Here is a 21,990-nt window from a genome sequence, read left to right on the forward strand (position 1 = left end):
GACCTGTTATTAAAGCTGTCATAAAAGAACTATGGATATATTCGGATTGTACATAGCGCACATATAAGTCCTTATGAATACCTATTCGTGATTACTTATTTGAATATATTCATTTAGACGACAAATGAATAGAAGGAAAGAGGGACCAACCTATGTTTGTGGCATACCTTTACAACATGCAAAAGGGTGCAACGTCGTCAGCAAACATCAACAGGTATCTCTCTGAACTTAGAAAAGGAGAGAAATATGAAAAAGTTAAAAAGATTAAACATAGCAATAATCTTAATGCTACTCGTATTCCAAACAGTACTATCACCGATTTCAGTGTTTGCTGATGACGTTTCTTCAATACCGTCAGAGTTAAAGCAACAAGCGGATAATGAAAAAGAAATTGACATTGATGGAGAAGAAATTAGTGATAATGATAGTGTTATAACTGAAGAGGAAAGCACAAGTCAAACTTCTGAGAGTGATATAAAAGAGGATATAGGAGAAGCTGAAGAAGGGGATAATGAAGCTGAAGAAACAACAAATAACCCTGCGGAAATAGTACCGGAACCATTAACTGCTCAACAAATTCCAGCTAAATTAACATCATTTGAGATGAAAATTGGTGGAGAAACAGTTAGGGATGGTAGTTTTGATACAGAGTTACCCCAAGATACACTAGCTAACTTCACTGTTAAATTTTCTGTTCCTTTGCAAAATGATCAAGAAGAAGCGTGGGGCGACGGTAGTTGGTTTGAATTCCAATTACCAAAATCATTAATTGACTTTGATGAAGCATTTAAAGGTAGTAAATCAGAAAACGGTATCACATATACTTATACAACTACAGGTAATAAAGTACGTGTAGAGTTAAATGGTATGGAACCAGGATCAGGAAGCTCTCAACCAGCAGAGTTGATAATTTCCTTCAATTCAGGATTTAATAATCTTTCTGATGAGCGAGAACAGGAGCTTGAAATACCATCAATAACAGGTGGTAGTGAAACAATTAAAGCTGAATTTACTTTCTTACCTTCAACTAGCAAAAAAGAAGTAAGTAAGTCAGCAGTAGGTACTCCTACACCAACAGCAAGTGGTAACCACGAAATGGAATGGCAAGTTTGGGTTAACGAAGCTGGTAAAACGTTAAGTAATCCAACTTTAAAGGATATAGCAACTTCGTCAGCAGGATCACCATCACATGAAATTGTGGATAATTCTGTTAATGTCTATCAATATGAAGTTGGTTTAAGTGGTGTAAAAAATAAAAATGGTGATGGAGATCATGTTCTTACAGATGGTAACTGGGGAGATATCAATAGTACGCTAACTGGCAAATACGCATATAAAATTACATATAAAACGGCAGTATCGTTAGATGATAATAAGCGTGATGGTGCAGTTAACTTCAATAACCAAGTTGAATTTATTAACGATGGTCAATCAAATGAAACTTCTAAAGCTACTCATACAATTACGTATGGTAAAGCGTTAGATAAAAAACTAGTAAGCAATACAAACTATCAAACGAAGTGGCGTATTGATTACAATCATAACTTGTTAAATATCAGTCAAGCTAAGTTAACTGATACAATTACGGGTCCTCACGAGATTGATGCTTCAAGTATTAAAGTATATAAAATGAATGACGCAACTGGAAATGTAGTTAATCAAGTGTCGCAAGGTGAAGAGATTACAAAAGGCTTTGAGATTAGCCCTAATACTGGAAATGTTAAAACCTTCACACTAACATTTGATAGTGCTATTTCAGATGCATATACAATTGTTTATGATGCGAATTACAATAAACAAGATTTCTATGAAACAGTAACAGGTCCATTTAATAACAGTGTGACAAGCGATTCAGGTAAAACTGAGAATGAGACGTATCAACTAGTTGAGAACTTACTAAATAAATCACATAAAGTTGATTTTGATAACAAAGTCATTACATGGACGATTAATATTAAATCTGACAATCCAAATAAACCGATTAACAACCTAACATTAACTGATACGTTTACAGCAGATTCAGCAGATGGTGCACATGAGTTAATAGCCAACTCTGTAAAACTTAACGGCAAAAATGCAACTTATACCCTTATTGATGGAGATAAGAAAAAAGGCTTTACAATCAAAGATATTAACGTTGATCCAGGACAAACAGCAACTATAATTTATCAAACAAGCTTTGCAATTGATGATAACGGTGTAGTACAAAATCAAGGTTATGGTAATACAGCTGCTACACACTGGATAAGTGGAGGTAAAACATACGATAAAACTGTTACAGATAAGTATGTTCCAGATACAACTACAGTTAACAACGGTAGTAAATCAGGTAAGTTCGATTACGTAACACAGGAATTAACATGGGATGTAAAAGTTAATATTAATAAAAAAAATATTAATGGGGCCGTACTAGTTGATACAGTTGGAGATGGACATAAGTATGTACCAGAAACGATTGAAGTACTACCTTTAACTAATTTAGGCGGTAGTGATACAGGTGGGACAATTGGAACAACACCAATTTCTTCAGATTATTATGTTGTTAGTGACGAATCTGATAAAGGCTTTACCTTAACATTCATCGATTCTTTACCAGAAGAAATAAACAATCAAGCATACGTTGTTCGTTATAAAACAATGGATGATGATAAAATTCTTGGTGTCGGTTCAGGTAATGCAAGTGAAAAAGGAAATGTTTATACGAATGGTGCCACATTTAAAACAAAAGGTACTAAAGAGTTTACACTTGATTCAACTCCAGTAACAATTGATGAAAATGTAGCGAATAATTTAATTACGAAAAATACACCAACTCAAAATGCGGCTAAAGAATTAATTACTTGGACGTTAGATGTAAATAAATCTCATTCTGATTTAGGTAAAGATGTAACATTAACAGACTTACCAGGTAACAACTTAATGTTATTAGAGGATAGCATTAAAATAGCACCATATACGGTAACACCAACAGGTATTAAGAATGGAGATTGGCAAACACCTGCGCAATTAGGATTGTCTGTAACGTTTGATAAAGTAGGTGGCTTTAGCATCGTATTCCCTGACCTAATCAAAAAGGGCTATCGAGTAAAGTACGAAACAGTAGGCTTTGGTAAGATTAATGATTCTTTGGTAAACACAGCAACATTGAATTATACTGGTCAAACAATGGCTAACCAACAAACTGAAGACGAGTTTAATGGTAAATTTAGCTTTAGTAGCTCTGAATCTAGCTTTACTTCAACACGAGGTAGCGCAAAATTTAAAAAAGTTGGTATCGATACAGCTACAGGTCAAATCAAAGAAAATCTAGCTGGTGTTACATTCCAACTTATTAAAAGGACAGCAACACCGAATGAATATATCATTAAAACGGCTACGACAGATGCAAATGGTGAATTTACATTTGATAATGTACCGTACAACGATTATCTCATTCGTGAAGTGGCAGCACCAACTGGCTATGATAAAATGAAAGATTATCCATTCAAGTTAAATGGAGATACTACACTAGATAGTAAACCAGATTTAGTAACGCAACTTGTAAATACAACAACAGTAATAGGTAGAGCTTGTACACAATTTGAAATTACTATCAATGATATTGATGGTGAGTCCATTACAACAGGCACAGTTACTTTAATAGATAAAAACGGTGTAGAAACAGCACCATACAAAGTAACGAATGGGAAAGTTAAATTACCTAAAAATTTCACAGCCGGTGAATACACAGTAATTCATTCAGTTGAAGGTAATCTAGGCAAAGTTACCGTGAAATACGGTGTTGTATGTAAAGACACAATTCAACCAGCACCTAAGTGTGATAACTTCACAATCGTGGTTGAAGATACAGAAGGTATCCGTACAAATATTAAAGATTTAACACTGAAATCTGGCACTACAGAAGTAAAGGCATCACCTGATGCGTCAGGTAAGTTTATTTTTGAATCAAACAAAAATAATCCTACTAATGGCGTGAAGCCAGGTGAGTATATGGTGTACGAAGGTAAACAATTCTTAGGAACAGTAAATTTAACGTATACAAAAGACTGTGGGCATGAATTTATCGTTAAACAATTACCAAAATGCGAAGAGTTTGAATTAACTGTAAAAGATGTGGATGGTAATAAAATTACTGATAGCACTACAACAATCGTTGTTAAAGATGTTAACGGAAAAGAAATTATTAACACAACAACTACGACAGGCGTTATTAAATTAACTAATTTAGAACCAGATACTTACACAGTTGAAGTAAATAGTGAAAAAATTGGTACTTTCCAAACCAATAGCGAATGTGAAGCAACTGTTCAACCAGCACCAAAATGTGACCTATTTACACTAACAGTGAAGGATGAAAATGGTAATCCACGCCCTAATGTTAGCAATATCACAATCAAAGATAAAACAACAGGAGCAATTATTGCTACAAACAAAACGACAAATGAATTAGGTCAAATTACTATAAACCCTAAAGAAATTCCTTCAGGTGACTATAGTGTGTATCAAGGTGATCTATTCATTGGTAAAATAACTGTTAAATATTCAGAACGTTGTAATGCAGAAATATCAGCAGCACCTGCTTGTCCTTCATTTACATTAACAGTTCTAACTCAGTTTGGAACTCCTAATGCGAATGCAAAGATAACAATAAAAGATGCTAAAGGCAATAGCGTTAAAGGTGCAGACGATAATGAAGTTCTCACAACTAGTATTGCAGGAACGGTTGTATTACCAAATGAAGCTATTAAACAAGGTACGTACAATGTATATGAGGGAAGTAGTTTAATTGGCTCATTTACTGTAAAAGATACATGTTCTGCAACCGTGCAACCTTCAACAGGTGGCGGCGGCGGGAAGCCTGACCCAGAAAAACCGGTTGATCCTGAAAAGCCAAAACCAGAACCGGAAAAACCGGTTGATCCAAACAAACCAAAACCAGAGCCGGAAAAACCGGTTAAGCCAAAGCCAGAGAAGCCGGTTGATCCAAACAAACCAAATCCAGATCCAGAAAAACCGGTTAATCCAAATAAACCAAATCCAGGTAACCCAACAACAGATACGAAAAATCCAACAAGCCCTGGAAAACCTGAAACAACTAAACCATCTGTAGAAGAAGTCATTGATCAAGGGAAAGAATTAAAGCCATACAATCCTTCTACAGCAGATAAAGACACATTAGATGCACATAAGGATCTCCTCGATAAATACAACAAGTTATCTAAAGAGGAACAGGCAGAAGTAGACAAATATCTTGATATTGATAAAATCAAAGCAGATGCTAAAGAAATGGAAGCACAGTTAAACGCGCAAGGCAAACTACCACAAACAAATGGAGCAAACCAAACAGCTCTTACACTAATTGGTGTAGCTCTTGTTCTAGGTGCATTATTCTTATTGCGTCGCCGCAATGAAGAAGTGAAATAATTTTCAATAAGAAAGCCCCAAGATTATTAAATCTTGGGGCTTTTCTATACTAAAAGGTTTCTGATAGTTTTGCGGGTGCTTGATCGAATGGATATTGCTCGACAAATTCTGCTTGAACGGCAAGTCGTTTCGTACCCTCCTCAGCGCATGTCACAAGGGTTAAAACAGTTTTAGCAGGGATGTCATCAATAACGTAAACATCCGTTGCAGCGATGATTTCCTTGGTCGTTATTTTGTACTCATAAATATTCGTTAAATCCGTTAAATATATCGTATCTCCAATGCTCGCCTTGTATAAGGGGCCAAATAAAATATCTTTTTCCTCAAAGTAATGGCCTGCTAATGCGTAGTTTCCTTGTCCAAGTTTTTGATTAGGCTTCATCGTGCCTGCTCCAACGGCAAGAGAGGCATTACCGACCCCTTTGACGATAGGAAGTTTCATACCAACACTAGGGACTGCGATACTACCAATGACAAGCATTTTATTTGCGGTTGTTTGAGCTTTTAAAACTTCCGCAATGGATAGTGATTGCACTGCTTCAAATTCAAAATCGGCATCCGCATTATTGTTTTTTTCAATATCTTCTACACTGTAATCAGTGGTATTTAATTGTTTACTCAAATGAGCGATGATTTCATTTTGAATGGGATTAATAAAAATAAGTATGAGGCCGACGATGAGCATACAAATGAGTAGTGATAGTTTAAATTTATTCATTTCATAGATCACATCCTAGTATTGAAATTACGAGTTGCTGGGAGAAGGCCATGATCCGCCGCTAGAACCGAAGAAATTGCCGGAAGAAGGCTATATTCAGCCGCTAAAACCGAAAATGCTGATAACAAGGCAATTACAGCATTCTAAACGTTGCAAAGCACTAGAAGGCTACCATACGTTAAAAATGGGTAGAGCTTTTTATGCTCTACCCGTTCTAATCTTTATTTATCGCTAAAACGCACACCAGCAACCCCGATATGGGTTTTTGGCATTTCTTCGATGAAGACTGTTACATTTTCGGGTGGCGCATTAACTGTACGAGAAACGGCTTCTGTTACTTCTTTTACTAGTGCACGTTTTTGTTCCTCTGTACGACCTTCAAGCATTTTCACTGTTACGTATGGCATAATATTGCCTCCTTTATTGAATAATGTTGTATAGTTAGTTTAAGAAAGTATATACTTCTTTTTGCGCAATGCAAGTGTCGTGTTCATTGCGGCGCTAATGCGCTTAACTATGCTTTACTTTTATAATAGCAGAACGGAGGTAGTTAAAGTATGGCAAATGAAGAAAAAGCAAAACAAAAAATGGGCTTTACTATTATTAAAAATGACCCAACAGACGGACATAAGGGATTTGGTATCGGTTCGCTTTCGCTTGAAAACGTATCGCCAGTCATTATCGATATAGAAGAGGGGACGGCATCAGTTGAAATTGGTGCTATGCATGCTCGCAGTGATGTGGAACGAGGTATTAAATTTACGACAGATCGTGCTGATTCAGAAGGTGGAAAACCGTATTGGTTGGTATGGGTGACAATAGACCATAAAGCGGATGGACCTTACTATGCAGGTGTAACTGCGTGTGAAATGGTAGTCAATCGAGAAAAACGCCGTGGCTATAAAGTTTTAGCTGATCATGTGAATAAAATGGATAAATCTATGAAGCGTCATATTATTGTAGAGCATATGGATGCACCATCTAAAAAGGTGTTAGCTTCTTTCTTAGAAGAGCTTAATCCGGACTTGTGGGTACGTAGTGAGGAGCAGTTGCGTCAAGATTTATTTATTAAATAGACCTACAATGATTGAACAATCTGTGACATTTTGCAGTCGTTTCCGATATTAGGTTGAAAGTGGGTTTGAAACAAAGTAAACTTGATACAGAGCTTACATTTTAGTAAGCTAGGACGCTTGGTTCTGCGAATGTGATGAGCGCTATGCGGCATTTGAACAACCCAAGCCAAATGCCCCATGATGCTCATCTACTTCGCGAACCATAAATAAGAAAGGCTTTCTGTTCCCACGGACACAGCTCCGGGGAAGAGAAAGCTTTTCTTTATATATATATGTCTGTTACTTTGTCGAGAGCCTTCGTAAGTTAAAACGTTTATAGCTGATAAAGGTTCCGCATGATTAGTTAATTTTTAAAAATGGAGAATGGAAGCATGTTCCAGAAATTTCCCCACGTATCGGTATCGAGAATATCGAAGTTTGAGCATTTTTCAGTAGGTACATCTTTCTCATCCATATAGACAAGACGTTGTTTAGGGCAGGCATCTGTTGCTAATTTACCTGATTCAATATCGATGACCACACCTTTAACGTCTTTAGGTTTTGTAAAGTCTTCGTTCTTTGTACCTTTATTGACAGCCTCCATAAAGTCGATCCAAATCTGCTTTGTAGATGCAGTATCTTCTCTTTCCGTTAGATTTTTTCCTTGGTCATAGCCGTTCCACACGCCAGCAGTTAAGCTAGGTGTAAATCCAATTAGCCACTGATCGCTATTTGTAGAGCCGGATTTGGCTGCATACGTATGCGTCATGCGAGAGCGAATGCCAATCCCTGTAGCTGGAGAATAATCACTAAAGACTGGATCGAAAATACCCGTCATCATTTCTGTTAAAATATACGTATTTTCCTTTGAGAGAACTGACTCAACTTCTTTATCAACTTCTTTATTTTCGTAGATGGTATCGCCATTAGCATTTTTAATAGAAACAATAGTAGTAGGCGTAGTTTTTTGACCTTGCGATGCTAAAGTATTATATGCATTCGTCATTTCATATAACGTTGTTTCAGTCGTGCCAAGCGCGATGGATAAGTTGTCCTTCGTGCCGATATTCACGTTGAAGCGATTAGCCATTTCATGAAATGCTTTAAATCCAATCTCCTCTAAAGTTTTAACAGCGTAAATATTATCAGAAATAGCAATAGCTTGTGCCATTGACATATCATGATTTGCGAATTTACCGTTAACATTTTTGGGTGAATATGTGGCACGTCCTTTATCATAAGTGAAAGTTGTCTCACCTACATTTAAATACGTTAAAGGTGTATAACCATTCTCTAAAGCTGCTGCATATAAAATAGGTTTAATGGTTGAGCCTGGCTGACGTTTTGCCTGTGTAACTCGGTTAAATGAACTTGTAGCATAGTCACGACCACCAACTAATGCTGTAACGGCGCCTGTTTTGGATTTCATACTAACAAAAGCAGTTTGAAGATCATCATTAGGCATATGTTTGGCTACAGCTTCTTCTGCTGCTTTTTGGTGTTCTAGATTAAGAGTTGTTTGGATAGTCCAGCCACCTTCACTTATGTCGAGATTTTTCGATTTCAAAATTTCACTAGCCTCTTGCCATGCTACGTCAAGGAAAAATGGTGCTACAGATTTTGTTGCTACCCAGCTATCACTCTTTAAGACAAGCTGTTCACTTTCTGCACGTGTTTTTTCATCTTGCGTAATAGCACCTTGATCGGCCATCAGTTTTAAAATAACGTGTTGGCGATTAGTTGCTTTATCTAAATTGACAATAGGGGAGTAAATACTTGGCCCTTTTGGAACCCCAGTTAACATTGCTGCTTCTGCAAGTGTTAAATCTTTTGCAGATTTTCCGAAATAAAAACGACTTGCAGCTTCTACGCCGTACATACCATGGCCGTAGTAAACAGTATTCAAGTAACCTTCCAGTATTTCATCCTTATCATAAAAAACTTCTAATCTATAAGCATACAGTGCTTCATTTAATTTTCGTGTCCACGATTTCTCGTGTGAAAGATATAGATTTCGAGCATATTGTTGTGTAATTGTACTTGCTCCTTGAACCTTACCTCCAGCCTTAATATCCACTAATAATGCACCAGCGATACGAGAAAAATCCAAACCGCCATGCTTATAAAAATCTTTATCCTCAACAGCTACTACTGCTTGCTTTAAATAGGGGGACATCTCATCAAGACTAACCCAATAACGTCGTTCATTCGTAAAGTGATCCCCAATATGGTTCTCATTTTCATCTAAGAAAATAGAGGCTTTAGGTACGGTTAAAGGCGGAGCACCAGCCACTTGAACATAGACGCGTAAAGCTATAAATGCTACTACAATTGCGGATGTAAAGGCGACAAAAAGGGTAAGTGCTTTACGTGTACGCTTTGAACGTTTTTGCTTACGTTGATAGCTTTTTCTCTTCATCCGACTTCACCTCGTTTTCTCACACTTGCGTATAGTATGTGTCTGAACATTCGTATTTAATCGAAATTATTGGTAAAAACTATTGCACTTTATTCAAAAACATCTATACTTTTTTTGTACTGTTTGAAATGCTAGCGTTCGACAAAAGAATACTACCTTGTAGATTTTAATCGAATTTTGCTAGACGTTCCAATAATGTATACGAGGATAGAAGGATAGAGGTTTCATTACATTCCTGTAAGTCCTTAATAGAGTAATGATAAAAAGGTTCATCACTGAGATTTTTGGATAATATTTTGCTATATGAATAAGTAGTGATGAAATAAATTAAATAGGATTAATTAATAAAAGTGGAGGTTGAGTAATGAGATTTGATGAGGCTTATTCAGGAAATGTTTTTATAAAAAGTCATCCTACATATGAGGATGCTCAGGCGGTTATTTATGGTATGCCAATGGACTGGACAGTTAGTTATCGTCCGGGCTCACGCTTTGGTCCGCAGCGTATTCGTGAAGTATCTATTGGCCTAGAGGAATATAGCCCATATTTGGACCGTGAGCTAGAAGAAGTGAAATATTTTGATGCGGGTGATATACCGTTACCATTCGGCAATGCACAGCGCTCATTAAATGAAATTGAAAAGTATATCGAGAAGCTTTTAGCAGATGACAAGATTCCTGTAGGTATGGGTGGCGAACATTTAGTATCGTGGCCTGTTATGAAAGCTGTATCTGCAAAATATGATGACCTAGCAATTATCCACTTCGATGCACATACAGACTTACGTGTAGAATATGAAGGGGAGCCACTTTCTCACTCAACTCCTATTCGTAAAATTGCTGAACATATCGGACCGAAAAATGTCTATTCATTTGGTATTCGTTCAGGTATGAAGGAAGAATTCGAATGGGCAAAGGAAAATGGCATGCACATTTCAAAATTTGAAGTGCTAGAACCATTAAAAGAAGTATTACCGTCTTTAGCAGGACGTAATGTTTACGTTACGATTGATATAGATGTACTTGACCCAGCACATGCACCTGGTACAGGAACAGTAGATTGCGGTGGTATTACATCAAAAGAATTACTAGCGTCAATCCATGCGATTGCAGCAAGTAACGTCAATGTAGTGGGCTTTGACCTAGTTGAAGTAGCACCAATCTACGACTCATCCGAAATGACTGCGAATACAGCGAGTAAATTGCTAAGAGAAATGATTTTGGGCTGGGTAAAATAAGTAGGTTTTTTTAATGTTTATATGAAGCGGTTGAAGTGGGGTATAGCAATGAGCTAGCCCCACTTTCTTTTTAACTCTGACTAAATACAGATACCGTTTGCGCCTTCATCTCTTGGTTGTATATATTCAGGACTCCAAACTTTTCGGGATTAAAGAAATTCGACGAAAGAATTTTTGCTTAGAGCAGAGTTGTCACCAACTCTGAATATTAGGTTAGTTGATAAGGGGCAATTTGGGAATCGGCAAAATTGCAGACTGTTAATGACCACAGAATTATGGCGACATTGAGCGTCTAGGGCGGTTCTATAAGGAGACAAGAAAGGGGTTAATCCCTAAATCATTGTTTAATGATTTTTGGGATAACCCCGAATATATTTATTAATGTTTTGAAATATAAACTTTACCGTTTATCGTTACTTTAGAAGCTGAGATTAGAATTTCTTTATTTGCTTCCATATATGGATTTAAAATTTTGTCGATAGCACCCCATTTTTCATTAGATTTTTCATAGTCACCTTTTTTATCAAGAGCTGTTGCTTCTTCATAAAGCTTTTTTAATTGTTTTTGATCATTTGCCTTGATTTCGAAATCAAAGTTAGACAAGTAATCTTCAAAGCTAAGTGGCTTAAAATAAGGATTAATCATTTCATCGAATTCACCCCATAGCTTTTCAGATAATTGATCATTTTTATCTTTATCAGCTTTTTTAGCATCATTGTATAAAGTTTTTAGTTTTGGCATGGCATCAGCCGGGATATCTAATTCCAAATCTGAGATGTATTCTTCAAATGTTAACGGTGGATTTAGAACATCTAAGTAAGGTTGAAGAACCTTCTGGAATTCATCAAATTTTTCTTGTGCGTTTTCCTCTTTACCAGATTTCTCTAGTTTTATCCACTGTTGATAAATATCTTTAAGTTGTTTTTGATCTTTTTCTTTAATAACTATATTTTTTTCACTAAATCCATACTCTTCAATGAACTCTTCAAAGGATACAGGTACCCAGCTAGCTAAAATATACGGCTTTGTGATTTTATCCATTTCAAGATTAACTTTTTCTACTTCATCATATTTCTCTTCTTTTTCTAACTTCTTCGTTTGATTAAACAACTTTTCTAATTTTGCTAGGTCTTCTTTTGTTATTTCTTTAGGTAAGCTTTTTTTATATACGTCAAACGTATAGAAGTCTGAATAATCTTGTACTAAGCTACCTTCTACAGAGATTTCCTGACCTTCTACTAAGTTCATTTTTTCTAATTGCTTATCTGAAAATTTCTGAAGGTCGATATAATAGTTTTTGCCGTCTTTCCCTTTAATTGTGATGCTATCTCCGTATACGCTTTTAATAGTTCCTTTAATTTGTTGCTCAGCTTTAACAGTTATTTCGTTTGTTGTTTGTGCTGTTGTTGCCTCAGCTTGATGTGGCGTGAAGACAGCCATTCCTATTGTTAGTGCTGATACAATCATCCAAGATTTTTTAATTGTTTTTTTCATAATTATTTCTCCTTTTATTTAAATGGTTAAATTTCTAATTATTAGACGTCTTTCCAAATATAAAAAGTTAGTTAAAGTTGAAAAAAATTTTAAAATAGTTGGAAGGTATAGATTAATACTTAAACTTTTCCTTTTGACTACCCGAACATTTAGAGGATGGCTGTTAAATCAAAGGCGAAAAAGTGGGGTGGGTTAGCTTTAATCCCTTTAAGCTCTAACTTCAGATACTGTTTGCTCATCCAACCCCTAGAGAAAGGGGTCATAAACTGTATGGATCCCATTGTTAAAAAAAGCAAGGCGCCATCCAAAATACATCGGATAGCGCCTTGCTATTTCAAATAGTTCTATTAAGGGTTCGTTGACCAAAGTCCAGCATGTTTTAATACAACACGTGGATGAAGTTTTAGTTGTGCAACCATTAAATCTGCTAAATCTTCTGCTTGCATCACTTTTTCTGGATTGCCGTCTGTTAAGTTAAGTTCAACTGCCATATCTGTAGCAACGGTACTTGGCGTTAATGTCGTAACACGAATGTTTTTCTTACGCACTTCAAGCATTAATGATTCACTTAGTCCGATAACTGCAGCTTTTGAAGCCGAGTATGCACTTGTAATCGGCGCACCTTTTTGACCAGCTGTTGATGAGATATTAATAATGTCGCCTGTGTTGCGCTCTAACATCTCCGGTAATACAGCGCGTGTTGTATAGTACACACCTTTTACGTTAACATCGATAATATTTGTCCATTCCTCAGGCGTTAAGTCCATGAAGCTACCGAATTTTGAGATGCCGGCATTGTTTACTAAAATGTCGATGGCGCCAAGCTCTCCACGAATAGATTCAACGGCTGTGGTAATAGAGTCTAAATCCGCAACATTTGCCACGGCGATTGCTACCTTCACATCATACGGTTTAAGTTCCTCTGCTACTTGTTGTAAATTTTCAAGAGTACGTCCAACAAGACCTACGTGGATATCTTCTTGTGCAAAAGCTACTGCTGTTGCGCGTCCTATTCCACGCCCTGCTCCTGTAATTAACGCCACTTTTCCTGCGATTGTTTGCATGTTTTTCGCTCCTTTAGTTGAGATAATTTTATTTAGACGAAAAAATAGATTAAGATTTGTCTTTAAGACTATCCTCATTTTACTACGGTTTTATACATTGTGAAGAGTGCACTTTTTGGTGCGGAGGTTACTAAAGGTAACTTACAAGAAATAAAAGGGAGTTAGCTCTATGTCAGATAAATTAAGAGAAGAGATAAAAGAGAGAATATTAAATAACGATTATCATTGCGAAAAGGAACTTACCTTATCAATTATTAGCGGGAAATGGAAAGTTGTTATTTTGTGGCATTTAGGTGTAGAAGGGCCACATCGCTTCAGTGAGCTTCAAAGACTTTTTCCGAAAATATCTCATAAGATATTATCAAACCAATTACGTGAACTGATGGAAGATGGGATTGTTCATCGAGAAGTGTTTCCAGAAGTTCCTCCGAAAGTCGAATATTCCATGACAGCACTAGGGATGACGTTATTACCAATCGTTGAGTTGATGTATGAATGGGGAAAAAAGAGAATTGATCAAATTAAACAAGAAAGCAATGAGAAAAATAACGAAGTCATTTCCGATGATTTAAATAGCGATGCTGCGAAAGTGAAACATCAGTCGCGAATATAACAAATTGCTAAGAGAAATGATTTTAGGATAGGTCAAACAATTTATTTAACTTCTTTCAGCGGGTGTCAAAACACCCGCTGAAAGAAGTTAAAGCCTTCGGCGGATGTCACGGAATTATGCCGAGGCATAATTGATTAATGTGGCTAAAAGTGGGGGAGGCGTAATGAGTTTACTTTTTAGTCCCACTTGTATTTGGCAAACATAATCATTACAGGTTCAATAGATATGGGGAAATAACAAGCTTTCTTAGGAAAAAAGCTCATTTACGAAGTGAGCTTTTTTATTTTTTTTGGAAACTTTTTGATTAGATTCACATATCTTATTGACATGGCTAGGAAAAAAATTTGCATTATGGGTAACGGAGGTTACCTATTGAACGGAGGCAAATTTTTTTGACCAAAAGAGCGATTTACTGAGGAGATTCTATTGGATTGTGCTTTTGAAATGGTTAGGAAGAATGACGTTGATGGTGTGAATGCAAGGGATTTAGCAAAAGAGTTAGGTTGCTCGACAAAACTTAAGCTTGGAAATTGAAAGTATTTAAAAAGACGTTTTTGAAGGCGTTAAACAAAAATTATTGAATGGAGAAAGTAAATGAAAAATTCACCTATTCTTTTATCAATATTATTTACTGTACTTGCACTTGTTTTTCCTGCTATAGCTGGAGCGATTATAACAATCAAAAATATAAGTAGCATAAGCTCAATATTTTTGATTCAATTTATCTCCACTGCAGCTGGTGTTCTAGTTATTCTTTTGATCATGAAAAAAAGTAAATTCTCTTTCCAAGATTTCGGATTCAGAAAGTTTAAAGCAGAGGCGTGGATGGCTGTTATCGTTGTTATTGAGCTAGTTCCATTCTTAAATGGTATTACAGATAATGATGGTTTTTCTGCGAAGTATTTATTTATTTTACTTCTATTTGTTATTGCAGTTGGTTTTTGTGAAGAGCTTATTTTCCGAGGTCTAATTTTCAAATATTTATCAGTAAAAGGGCTTAAAGTGGCTATTATAGGTTCCTCAATTTTGTTTGGTATTGGACATCTTGCAAATTTAGCTTCCGGTCAGGATTTTTTAATGACATTACTACAAATTATTTTTGCATTCCTCTTTGGGCTAGTTTGTGCAGAAATTGTAGCAAAGACAAAAAGTATTATTTTCCCGATTGTCTGGCACGCTACGCACGATTTTATTGCATTCATGACTGATAAAAGTGAGCCGAATGTCCTTGCGGTTTCTATTTATGTCTTTCAGTGTATAGTGTTAATAGGTCTCGTAATTTATTTCTGGAGAGCTTTATTTACTAAGAAAGATAAGTCGGGAGCGATAATCATAAACAATGGGTAGCCTGAGAGTTACGTTTAATGGGATCCGCTAAGAGAACTGGTACTGGGCTAGATAAAACAATTTATTTAACTTCTTCAGCTGGTATCCAAACACCTGCTGAAAGAAGTTAAAACCTCCGGACGCAATTATACCGAGGCATAGTTGATTAATGTGGGGCTAAAAGTGGGGAAGCGTAATGAGCTCACTTTTAGCCCCGCTTACTTTTAAAGCTAACTCACATAATCATTCCAAGGATACCGTTGTTTATCACAATAGCTATCGAGGGAAAAAGGAGGCTCATTTACAAAGTGAGCTTTTTTTATTTCTTTGAAATTTTTTTGAATAACATTATTGACATTAATAGGGAAATGCTGTTACATTATAGGTAACGAACGTTACCTATTGAAAGGAGGCAATTTTTTTGGCACCAAAAGAGCGGTTTACAGAGGAAATTTTAATGGATTGTGCTTTTGAAATGGCTAGGAAGAGCGGCATTGATAGTATTAATGCAAGAGATTTAGCAAAAGAGTTAGGTTGTTCGACAAAGCCTATATTTCGATTGTTCTCGAGTATGGACGATCTGAAGTATGCGATATATGAAAGGGCTGGCAATCTTTATAACGAAAAAATGTTTCGAGGCTTGCAAGAAAGTTCTTTTTTAGGGATGGGTTTAGCTTATATTAACTTTGCTCGTGAAGAAAAAAAGTTATTTGAGCTGTTATTCTTATCCAATAAATATAAGATCTCGAGCTTTTCGGATTTGGTAAATGATCTAGAAAACCAGGGGATTATAGCACTTATTTCTAAATTAACAGGATTAACTCAAACTTCTGCTAGATCTCTATTTATAGATATTTGGTTAACTACGCATGGTATAGCAACAATGTGTGCGACGAATACTTGCGATTTAGATAGCTCGGAAATTGAGGGGATTTTAAATGAGGTTTATGAAGGCGTTAAACAAAAATTATTGAATGGAGAAAATAAATGAAAATGAAAAATTCACCTATTCTTTTATCCATATTATTTACTGTGCTTGCACTTGTTTTTCCTGCTATAGCTGGGACAATTATAACAATCAAAAATATAAGTAGCTTAAATTCTATATTCTTGATTCAATTTATCTCCACTTCAGGTGGTGTTCTAGTTGCTCTTTGGATCATGAAAAAAAGTAAATTTTCTTTCCATGATTTTGGATTTAGAAGGTTTAAAGCTGGGGCATGGATGGCTGTAATCGTTTTTTCTGAGTTGATTGCATTCTTTAATGGTATTACAGGTAAAGATGGTTTTTCTGCGCAGTATGTATTTATTTTGCTTCTATTTGTTATTGCAGTTGGTCTTTGCGAAGAGTTTATTTTCCGAGGCTTAATTTTTAAATATTTATCAGCTAAAGGGCTAAAAGTGGCTATTCTAGGCTCCTCATTTTTATTTGGTATTGGACATCTTGCAAATTTAGCTTCCGGTGCTGATTTATTAATGACATTACTACAAATAACTTATGCATTCCTCTTTGGGTTAGTTTGTGCAGAAATTGTTGCAAAGACAAAAAGTATTGTTTTCCCAATTGTCTGGCATGCTATGCACGATTTTATAGCTTTCTTGACTGACAGTGAGCCAAATGTACTTGCCGTTTCTATTTATGTCTTTCATTGTATAGTGTTAATTGGTCTAGCGATTTATTTCTGGAGAGCTTTATTTCCTAAAAAGGCTGTTATGAATTTAAAAAATCCTGAGAGTTACGTTTAAACACGAAAAGCATCTACTCATTAAATTTGAGTGGATGCTTTTTTGTCTAGTTTCGTTAACAAGTTTATGTTAAAGCTTCAGTAATTAGTTGTAGGATAATGCACTTACTTAAGCAATCTTGCTTTTTGCGAGAAGCAATTGATATCATAAGCTTCAGACTTTATCTAAAAATATAATTACAATAAGTAAGGGAGAAATATGTACACGATCAGCAGATTTTCACAGCTTTGTAAAATGAGTGCGCGCATGTTACGACACTATGACAAGGAAGAACTATTGAAACCAGTACTTGTAGATACAACAAACGGTTACAGATATTATGATCAGAGTCAATTAGAAACGGCATTACGAATCAAGAAACTGAAAGAATATAGATTTTCTCTACCCGAAATTAGAGCGATCCTCCAATCATCAGACAGTACAATGTTTATCAGCATGATACACACGAAAATAGATGAAATTTCAAACGAAATGAGTCGGAATAAACAGATTGTTTTGGAAATGCAAGAATTAATTGAAAAGAAAGCGGATTTATTCCAAGGAGTAAGGAAATCATATGATATATCGCTGGGAATAAGAAACGAAATCAGTGTTGTAAGTCAAAGATTGCAGATTAATATTGATGACATGGACAGGTATATTGAATCCCTTTACGATAAGGCAAAAGAAAGTAATATTCATTTACTTAGTGTTCCCTCAACCATTTTTTTTGATGAAGAGTTTCCCCCTGAACATTGTGATATTGAATTAATAATTCCAATCATTAGTAGAGGTAACGAAAAAATATCAAGCGAATGGCAAATAAAAAAACTTCCCCAAAATATTATTGCTACTACTTTGCATATCGGAAGTTATGACTATATCGGATACGCACATATAGCGCTTGAAGAGTGGGCAAAAAGCAACGGCTACAGCATGGATGGTCCACCATATGAAACCTACTTAAAAGGTTCAGAATGTGACTGCCATGAAGAGGAGTATGTGACGCAAATTAGCTTTCCCGTCTGCAAAAAGCCAATACAATAATTGCTTGACTTTCACACTATGTCAAACCTTATTCTACTTCCAAGAGTAAACTATAAAAATAAAAGGAGATCTTGGTTATGAAAAAATTTATTGTATTTTGCGCCGGGGCTGTATTAACGGCTGGGTTCATTATGGGAGGGTGTAATCCGAGTAAAGTAGAGGGAAGCGAAATAGTGAAAAAACAATACGTAGGTAAGTATACAATGCCAGATGAAAGCAGCAAACATGAAGGTACGTGGTTACAATGGCCGCATTCCTTTACATATGGCAAAGACTATGTAGAAAAGATTGAACCAATTTGGATTGAGATGACGGCTGCCCTTAGCGAAGGAGAAAATGTCCATATTATTGCATATGATGAATATGAAAAGAATTCTATTTATGACCTTCTGTATGATGAGGGTCTAAATATGGACAAAATCGATTTTTATATTGTTCCTACTGACGATGTATGGGCAAGAGATACAGCACCAATTTTTGTATATGATAAAGATAACAATATGAAACTCATGGACTGGGGATTTAATGGGTGGGGTAAGAAAACACCATATAAAAAAGATGCATTAATACCAAGTGTTCTTAGTAAACAGTTAGGTATGGAACGAATAAATCTAAACAGTGTGGTACTCGAAGGAGGAGCATTTGAACTGGATGGTAATGGTACTTTTTTATCAACACGTAGTGCTGTTATTAATAAAAATCGAAACCCTAAACTAACAGAATCAGAAATTGAGGAGTATGTGGGTGAAAATCTCGGGGCTAGTAACTTTATTTGGTTAGATGGTGTTCCGAACCTAGATATTACAGATTTTCATATTGATGGTTTTGCAAAATTCCATGATAAATCTACAATCATTACAATGAAAAAAGATGATTTAGAAGAATGGGGTCTCTCCAATAAGGATATTAAAACATTAATGCATGCAAAGAATCCTTCCGATAAGCCATATCAGTATGTGTATTTACCAATCAGTAAAAATAATATAGTTTTAGATAATGGAAAGAATTTGTCGTATAAAGGTTCATATGTAAATTATTATATTGGGAATACAGTTGTGTTAGTTCCGAATTATAATGACCCTAATGACAAAATAGCAAACGATATAATCCAAAAACTATACCCTAATCGTAAGGTAATCGGTATTGATGTTAGGGAGCTTTATAAAGATGGTGGTATGATTCATTGCGTTACACAACAACAACCAGTCAATTTAAAGTGATAGAGTCTTTACACCTGAGCTGAACATAATTGAGAAAGAAGTCTTGTTTTTTATAAGGCTTTTTCTTTTTGTCATTATCCTTAGTGTTACAAAAAATAATATAACTTAAATAGAATCCAAATAAAATAAGATTGAGGCATCCTTAATCAACTCACAAACGCTCGCCGTTTATTAGCCTCAAAAGCATGCTTCTGTATGCTTTATCTTGCATTGAAGTGAAAACAAAGAATAATATCAAAAATGCTGATTTAACAGACTTCCTAACACCTGCATGTTGAATTTTGCGTCATTCCTAATATATAATAAAAAGGTTATAGTAAAATCATTTAAAAGGGAGCGTCCATAATGGCGAACGAAGCGAGATCGCAGGTGAACATTAAGCTCATTTCTAAGATTCGCCCGATTGATGGGGAGTCTGAAGGTTATGAAATGTTGCTGACAGGGCAGCTACTCGAAAAAGCAGGAAGTATATATTTGAAATATGAAGAAGTGCAGGAGGATAAAACCATCCGCACAACTATGAAGCTAGGCAGTGAGCAGGCATTAATTATGCGTAATGGAGCAGTAAAAATGCGACTACCACTTAACATAATTGAACAACAAATGGGTCATTATGAAAGTGATTTCGGTTCAATGCCACTCGTCATAGACACGAAAGAAATGACGTTTACAAAGCAGGCAATAAGCGGAGATTTCCATGTACAGTACGATTTACTAATGGGTGGGCAATCCGTTGGCAATTATACATTAGATATTACATTTACGGAGGTACAATGATGAACGCAGTAGAACAAGTACAACAAGCCATTAAAGCAGCGATTGCGCAGGCTGTTGAAAAAGCTGGCTTAGTCGATGCTGGCACAGAATTAAATATTCACCTTGAAACACCGAAGGATAAGGCAAATGGAGACTATGCAACAAATATTGCTATGCAATTAACGAAATTAGCAAAAAAACCACCTCGTGCGATTGCAGAAGCTATTTTAGAAAATCTTGACACAGCAGGTACAGATATTGAGAAAATCGATATTGCTGGCCCTGGCTTCATGAATATTACTGTGCGTAAAGATTTCTTAACAGGTGTAGTAAAAGCGGTGCTTGAGCAAGGTGCTGATTATGGTCGTTCTAATGCTGGCGCAGGAGAAAAAGTTCAAGTTGAATTCGTATCAGCGAATCCAACAGGTGATCTTCATTTAGGTCATGCGCGTGGAGCTTCTGTAGGGGATTCATTATGTAATGTGCTAGATATGGCAGGTTTCGAAGTATCTCGTGAGTACTACATTAACGATGCTGGTAACCAAATTAATAATTTAGCTTATTCACTTGAAGCGCGTTATAAGCAAGCTTTAGGAATGGATGCTGAGATGCCGGAAGATGGCTACCACGGTCCAGATATTATTGAAATCGCTGGTAAACTAGCAGGAGAACATAGCGATGCAATTTTAGCAAAATCTGATGAAGAACGTTTTGCATTCTTCCGTCAACATGGTTTAGCGTTAGAATTAGACAAGTTAAAAACAGACCTTGCAAACTTCCGTGTAAACTTCAATGTGTGGTATTCAGAAACTTCACTATATGAAAACGGCAAAATCGAAGTAGCGTTAGATAAACTGAAAGCCAATGGTCATGTATTTGAAGAAGACGGTGCTACTTGGTTCCGTTCAACAACATTTGGCGACGATAAAGACCGCGTGTTAATTAAAAATGATGGCTCTTTCACATACCTGACTCCAGATATCGCATATCATGAGGACAAAATTGTACGTGGCTTTGATAAATTAATTAATATTTGGGGTGCTGACCACCACGGCTATATCCCACGTATGAAGGCTGCTATTCAGGCACTTGGCTACGACCGTGATACGCTTGAAGTAGAAGTCATCCAGATGGTTCAGCTTTATAAAAACGGTGAGAAGTTCAAAATGTCTAAACGTACAGGGAACGCTGTTACAATGCGTGAGCTTGTAGAAGAGGTTGGCCTAGATGCAGTGCGTTATTTCTTCGTGAAAACTGCAGGTGATTCTCACATGGACTTTGACCTTGATCTTGCCGTATCTCAATCAAATGAAAACCCAGTGTATTATGCACAATATGCACATGCACGTATTTCTTCAATTTTACGCTCAGCTAGTGAGCAAGGCTTTGCTGCAACAACAGATCATTTAACTCTGTTAACTGCAGAAAAAGAGATCGATTTACTGAAAAAAGTGGGCGACTTCCCGAAAGCGGTAGCAGATGCTGCGAAGCACCGTACACCACACCGTATCGCCAACTATATTCAAGAAACAGCAGCTGCATTCCACAGCTTCTATAACGCTGAAAAAGTGTTAGATGCTTCAAATAAAGAGCTAACAGAAGCTCGTTTAGCCCTTATTACTGCTGTGCGTACAACAATTGCCAACGCATTACGCTTAATCGGCGTATCTGCACCGGAAAAAATGTAATAATAGACTTTCTAGCCCCCGGCACGACAATGTGCCGGGGGTTTTTTGTATGGATATGGATTTGATAGCTAGGGCAGAGTTGTTGAAGTGAAGGGAAGAGCCGCGGGGGCGAAGGGAAGGATCGTTGGAGCGACGGAAAGAACCGCCAGAGCGACGGAAAGAATCTTCGAAGCGACGGAAGGATTCGCCAGAGCGGCGGAAGGA

16 protein-coding genes are annotated in these 21,990 nt (G+C 36.4%); 11 read left to right on the forward strand and 5 right to left on the reverse strand.

The genetic code is table 11. The features are described from left to right. The first annotated feature begins 246 nt into the window (after positions 1–246). A complete protein-coding gene (locus ACZ11_RS18225) occupies positions 247–5,424 on the forward strand; it encodes an LPXTG cell wall anchor domain-containing protein (RefSeq protein WP_049667964.1) in 5,178 nt (1,725 codons plus the stop codon). 49 nt (positions 5,425–5,473) lie between these two features. Here ACZ11_RS18225 and ACZ11_RS18230 read toward each other — a convergent pair whose 3' ends face one another. After that, the gene (locus ACZ11_RS18230; RefSeq protein ID WP_049667965.1) at positions 5,474–6,142 is read right to left on the reverse strand and encodes a class A sortase; all 669 of its coding nucleotides are present in this window, start codon (positions 6,140–6,142) and stop codon (positions 5,474–5,476) included. 221 nt (positions 6,143–6,363) lie between these two features. Further along, on the reverse strand, positions 6,364–6,549 hold the full coding sequence (locus ACZ11_RS18235) for a 2-hydroxymuconate tautomerase (RefSeq protein WP_049667966.1): 186 nt from the start codon (positions 6,547–6,549) through the stop codon (positions 6,364–6,366). Positions 6,550–6,699: 150 nt separating this feature from the next. Here ACZ11_RS18235 and ACZ11_RS18240 point away from each other — a divergent pair, with 150 nt between their 5' ends. Further along, entirely contained in the window at positions 6,700–7,218 is a 519-nt protein-coding gene (locus ACZ11_RS18240; protein WP_049667967.1) for a YwhD family protein, read from the forward strand. 343 nt (positions 7,219–7,561) lie between these two features. Here the strand turns inward: ACZ11_RS18240 and ACZ11_RS18245 are convergent, their stop codons facing one another. After that, positions 7,562–9,616: a transglycosylase domain-containing protein gene (locus ACZ11_RS18245; protein WP_049667968.1), complete on the reverse strand. Its 2,055-nt coding sequence runs from the start codon at positions 9,614–9,616 to the stop codon at positions 7,562–7,564. A gap of 364 nt (positions 9,617–9,980) precedes the next feature. Here ACZ11_RS18245 and speB point away from each other — a divergent pair, with 364 nt between their 5' ends. After that, a complete protein-coding gene (gene speB / locus ACZ11_RS18250; protein WP_049667969.1) occupies positions 9,981–10,853 on the forward strand; it encodes an agmatinase in 873 nt (290 codons plus the stop codon). 378 nt (positions 10,854–11,231) lie between these two features. Here the strand turns inward: speB and ACZ11_RS18255 are convergent, their stop codons facing one another. Continuing rightward, a complete protein-coding gene (locus ACZ11_RS18255) occupies positions 11,232–12,347 on the reverse strand; it encodes a hypothetical protein (RefSeq protein ID WP_049667970.1) in 1,116 nt (371 codons plus the stop codon). A gap of 347 nt (positions 12,348–12,694) precedes the next feature. Further along, positions 12,695–13,411 (reverse strand): 3-ketoacyl-ACP reductase, encoded by a 717-nt coding sequence (locus ACZ11_RS18260; RefSeq protein ID WP_049667971.1) that lies wholly within the window; start codon positions 13,409–13,411, stop codon positions 12,695–12,697. 169 nt (positions 13,412–13,580) lie between these two features. Here ACZ11_RS18260 and ACZ11_RS18265 point away from each other — a divergent pair, with 169 nt between their 5' ends. The 8 genes from ACZ11_RS18265 (at position 13,581) to argS (ending at position 21,786) form a co-directional block, all read left to right on the forward strand. Continuing rightward, on the forward strand, positions 13,581–14,024 hold the full coding sequence (locus ACZ11_RS18265) for a winged helix-turn-helix transcriptional regulator (protein ID WP_049667972.1): 444 nt from the start codon (positions 13,581–13,583) through the stop codon (positions 14,022–14,024). Positions 14,025–14,618: 594 nt separating this feature from the next. After that, a complete protein-coding gene (locus ACZ11_RS18270; RefSeq protein ID WP_049667973.1) occupies positions 14,619–15,371 on the forward strand; it encodes a CPBP family intramembrane glutamic endopeptidase in 753 nt (250 codons plus the stop codon). A 400-nt stretch (positions 15,372–15,771) separates the two neighbouring features. Next, on the forward strand, positions 15,772–16,341 hold the full coding sequence (locus ACZ11_RS18275) for a TetR/AcrR family transcriptional regulator (protein ID WP_049667974.1): 570 nt from the start codon (positions 15,772–15,774) through the stop codon (positions 16,339–16,341). Next, positions 16,338–17,096, forward strand: coding sequence for a CPBP family intramembrane glutamic endopeptidase (locus ACZ11_RS18280; RefSeq protein WP_049667975.1), 759 nt, complete (start codon positions 16,338–16,340; stop codon positions 17,094–17,096). The genes ACZ11_RS18275 and ACZ11_RS18280 overlap by 4 nt, the downstream gene beginning before the upstream one ends. A gap of 198 nt (positions 17,097–17,294) precedes the next feature. Then, positions 17,295–18,122, forward strand: a complete 828-nt coding sequence (locus ACZ11_RS18285) for a MerR family transcriptional regulator (protein WP_049667976.1) — start codon at positions 17,295–17,297, stop codon at positions 18,120–18,122. Between the two features lie 77 nt (positions 18,123–18,199). Then, entirely contained in the window at positions 18,200–19,342 is a 1,143-nt protein-coding gene (locus ACZ11_RS18290) for an agmatine deiminase family protein (RefSeq protein ID WP_049667977.1), read from the forward strand. A gap of 345 nt (positions 19,343–19,687) precedes the next feature. Further along, positions 19,688–20,119: a DUF1934 domain-containing protein gene (locus ACZ11_RS18295; RefSeq protein ID WP_049667978.1), complete on the forward strand. Its 432-nt coding sequence runs from the start codon at positions 19,688–19,690 to the stop codon at positions 20,117–20,119. Continuing rightward, positions 20,119–21,786 carry an arginine--tRNA ligase gene (gene argS / locus ACZ11_RS18300; protein WP_049667979.1) on the forward strand — a complete coding sequence of 556 codons (1,668 nt, stop codon included), beginning with the start codon at positions 20,119–20,121 and terminating at the stop codon, positions 21,784–21,786. Before ACZ11_RS18295 ends, argS begins: the two co-directional genes overlap by 1 nt. Positions 21,787–21,990: the final 204 nt, after the last annotated feature.

The sequence above is a fragment of the Lysinibacillus xylanilyticus genome (assembly GCF_001183605.1).
Lineage (GTDB): Bacteria > Bacillota > Bacilli > Bacillales_A > Planococcaceae > Lysinibacillus > Lysinibacillus xylanilyticus.

Excerpts from the sequence above, each read along its gene's own strand:
- ACZ11_RS18225 (WP_049667964.1), top strand. The coding sequence starts at position 247 with ATGAAAAAGTTAAAAAGATTAAACATAGCAATAATCTTAATGCTACTC.
- ACZ11_RS18230 (WP_049667965.1), bottom strand. The coding sequence starts at position 6,142 with ATGAATAAATTTAAACTATCACTACTCATTTGTATGCTCATCGTCGGC.
- ACZ11_RS18235 (WP_049667966.1), bottom strand. The coding sequence starts at position 6,549 with ATGCCATACGTAACAGTGAAAATGCTTGAAGGTCGTACAGAGGAACAA.
- ACZ11_RS18240 (WP_049667967.1), top strand. The coding sequence starts at position 6,700 with ATGGCAAATGAAGAAAAAGCAAAACAAAAAATGGGCTTTACTATTATT.
- ACZ11_RS18245 (WP_049667968.1), bottom strand. The coding sequence starts at position 9,616 with ATGAAGAGAAAAAGCTATCAACGTAAGCAAAAACGTTCAAAGCGTACA.
- speB (WP_049667969.1), top strand. The coding sequence starts at position 9,981 with ATGAGATTTGATGAGGCTTATTCAGGAAATGTTTTTATAAAAAGTCAT.
- ACZ11_RS18255 (WP_049667970.1), bottom strand. The coding sequence starts at position 12,347 with ATGAAAAAAACAATTAAAAAATCTTGGATGATTGTATCAGCACTAACA.
- ACZ11_RS18260 (WP_049667971.1), bottom strand. The coding sequence starts at position 13,411 with ATGCAAACAATCGCAGGAAAAGTGGCGTTAATTACAGGAGCAGGGCGT.
- ACZ11_RS18265 (WP_049667972.1), top strand. The coding sequence starts at position 13,581 with ATGTCAGATAAATTAAGAGAAGAGATAAAAGAGAGAATATTAAATAAC.
- ACZ11_RS18270 (WP_049667973.1), top strand. The coding sequence starts at position 14,619 with ATGAAAAATTCACCTATTCTTTTATCAATATTATTTACTGTACTTGCA.
- ACZ11_RS18280 (WP_049667975.1), top strand. The coding sequence starts at position 16,338 with ATGAAAATGAAAAATTCACCTATTCTTTTATCCATATTATTTACTGTG.
- ACZ11_RS18285 (WP_049667976.1), top strand. The coding sequence starts at position 17,295 with ATGTACACGATCAGCAGATTTTCACAGCTTTGTAAAATGAGTGCGCGC.
- ACZ11_RS18290 (WP_049667977.1), top strand. The coding sequence starts at position 18,200 with ATGAAAAAATTTATTGTATTTTGCGCCGGGGCTGTATTAACGGCTGGG.
- ACZ11_RS18295 (WP_049667978.1), top strand. The coding sequence starts at position 19,688 with ATGGCGAACGAAGCGAGATCGCAGGTGAACATTAAGCTCATTTCTAAG.
- argS (WP_049667979.1), top strand. The coding sequence starts at position 20,119 with ATGAACGCAGTAGAACAAGTACAACAAGCCATTAAAGCAGCGATTGCG.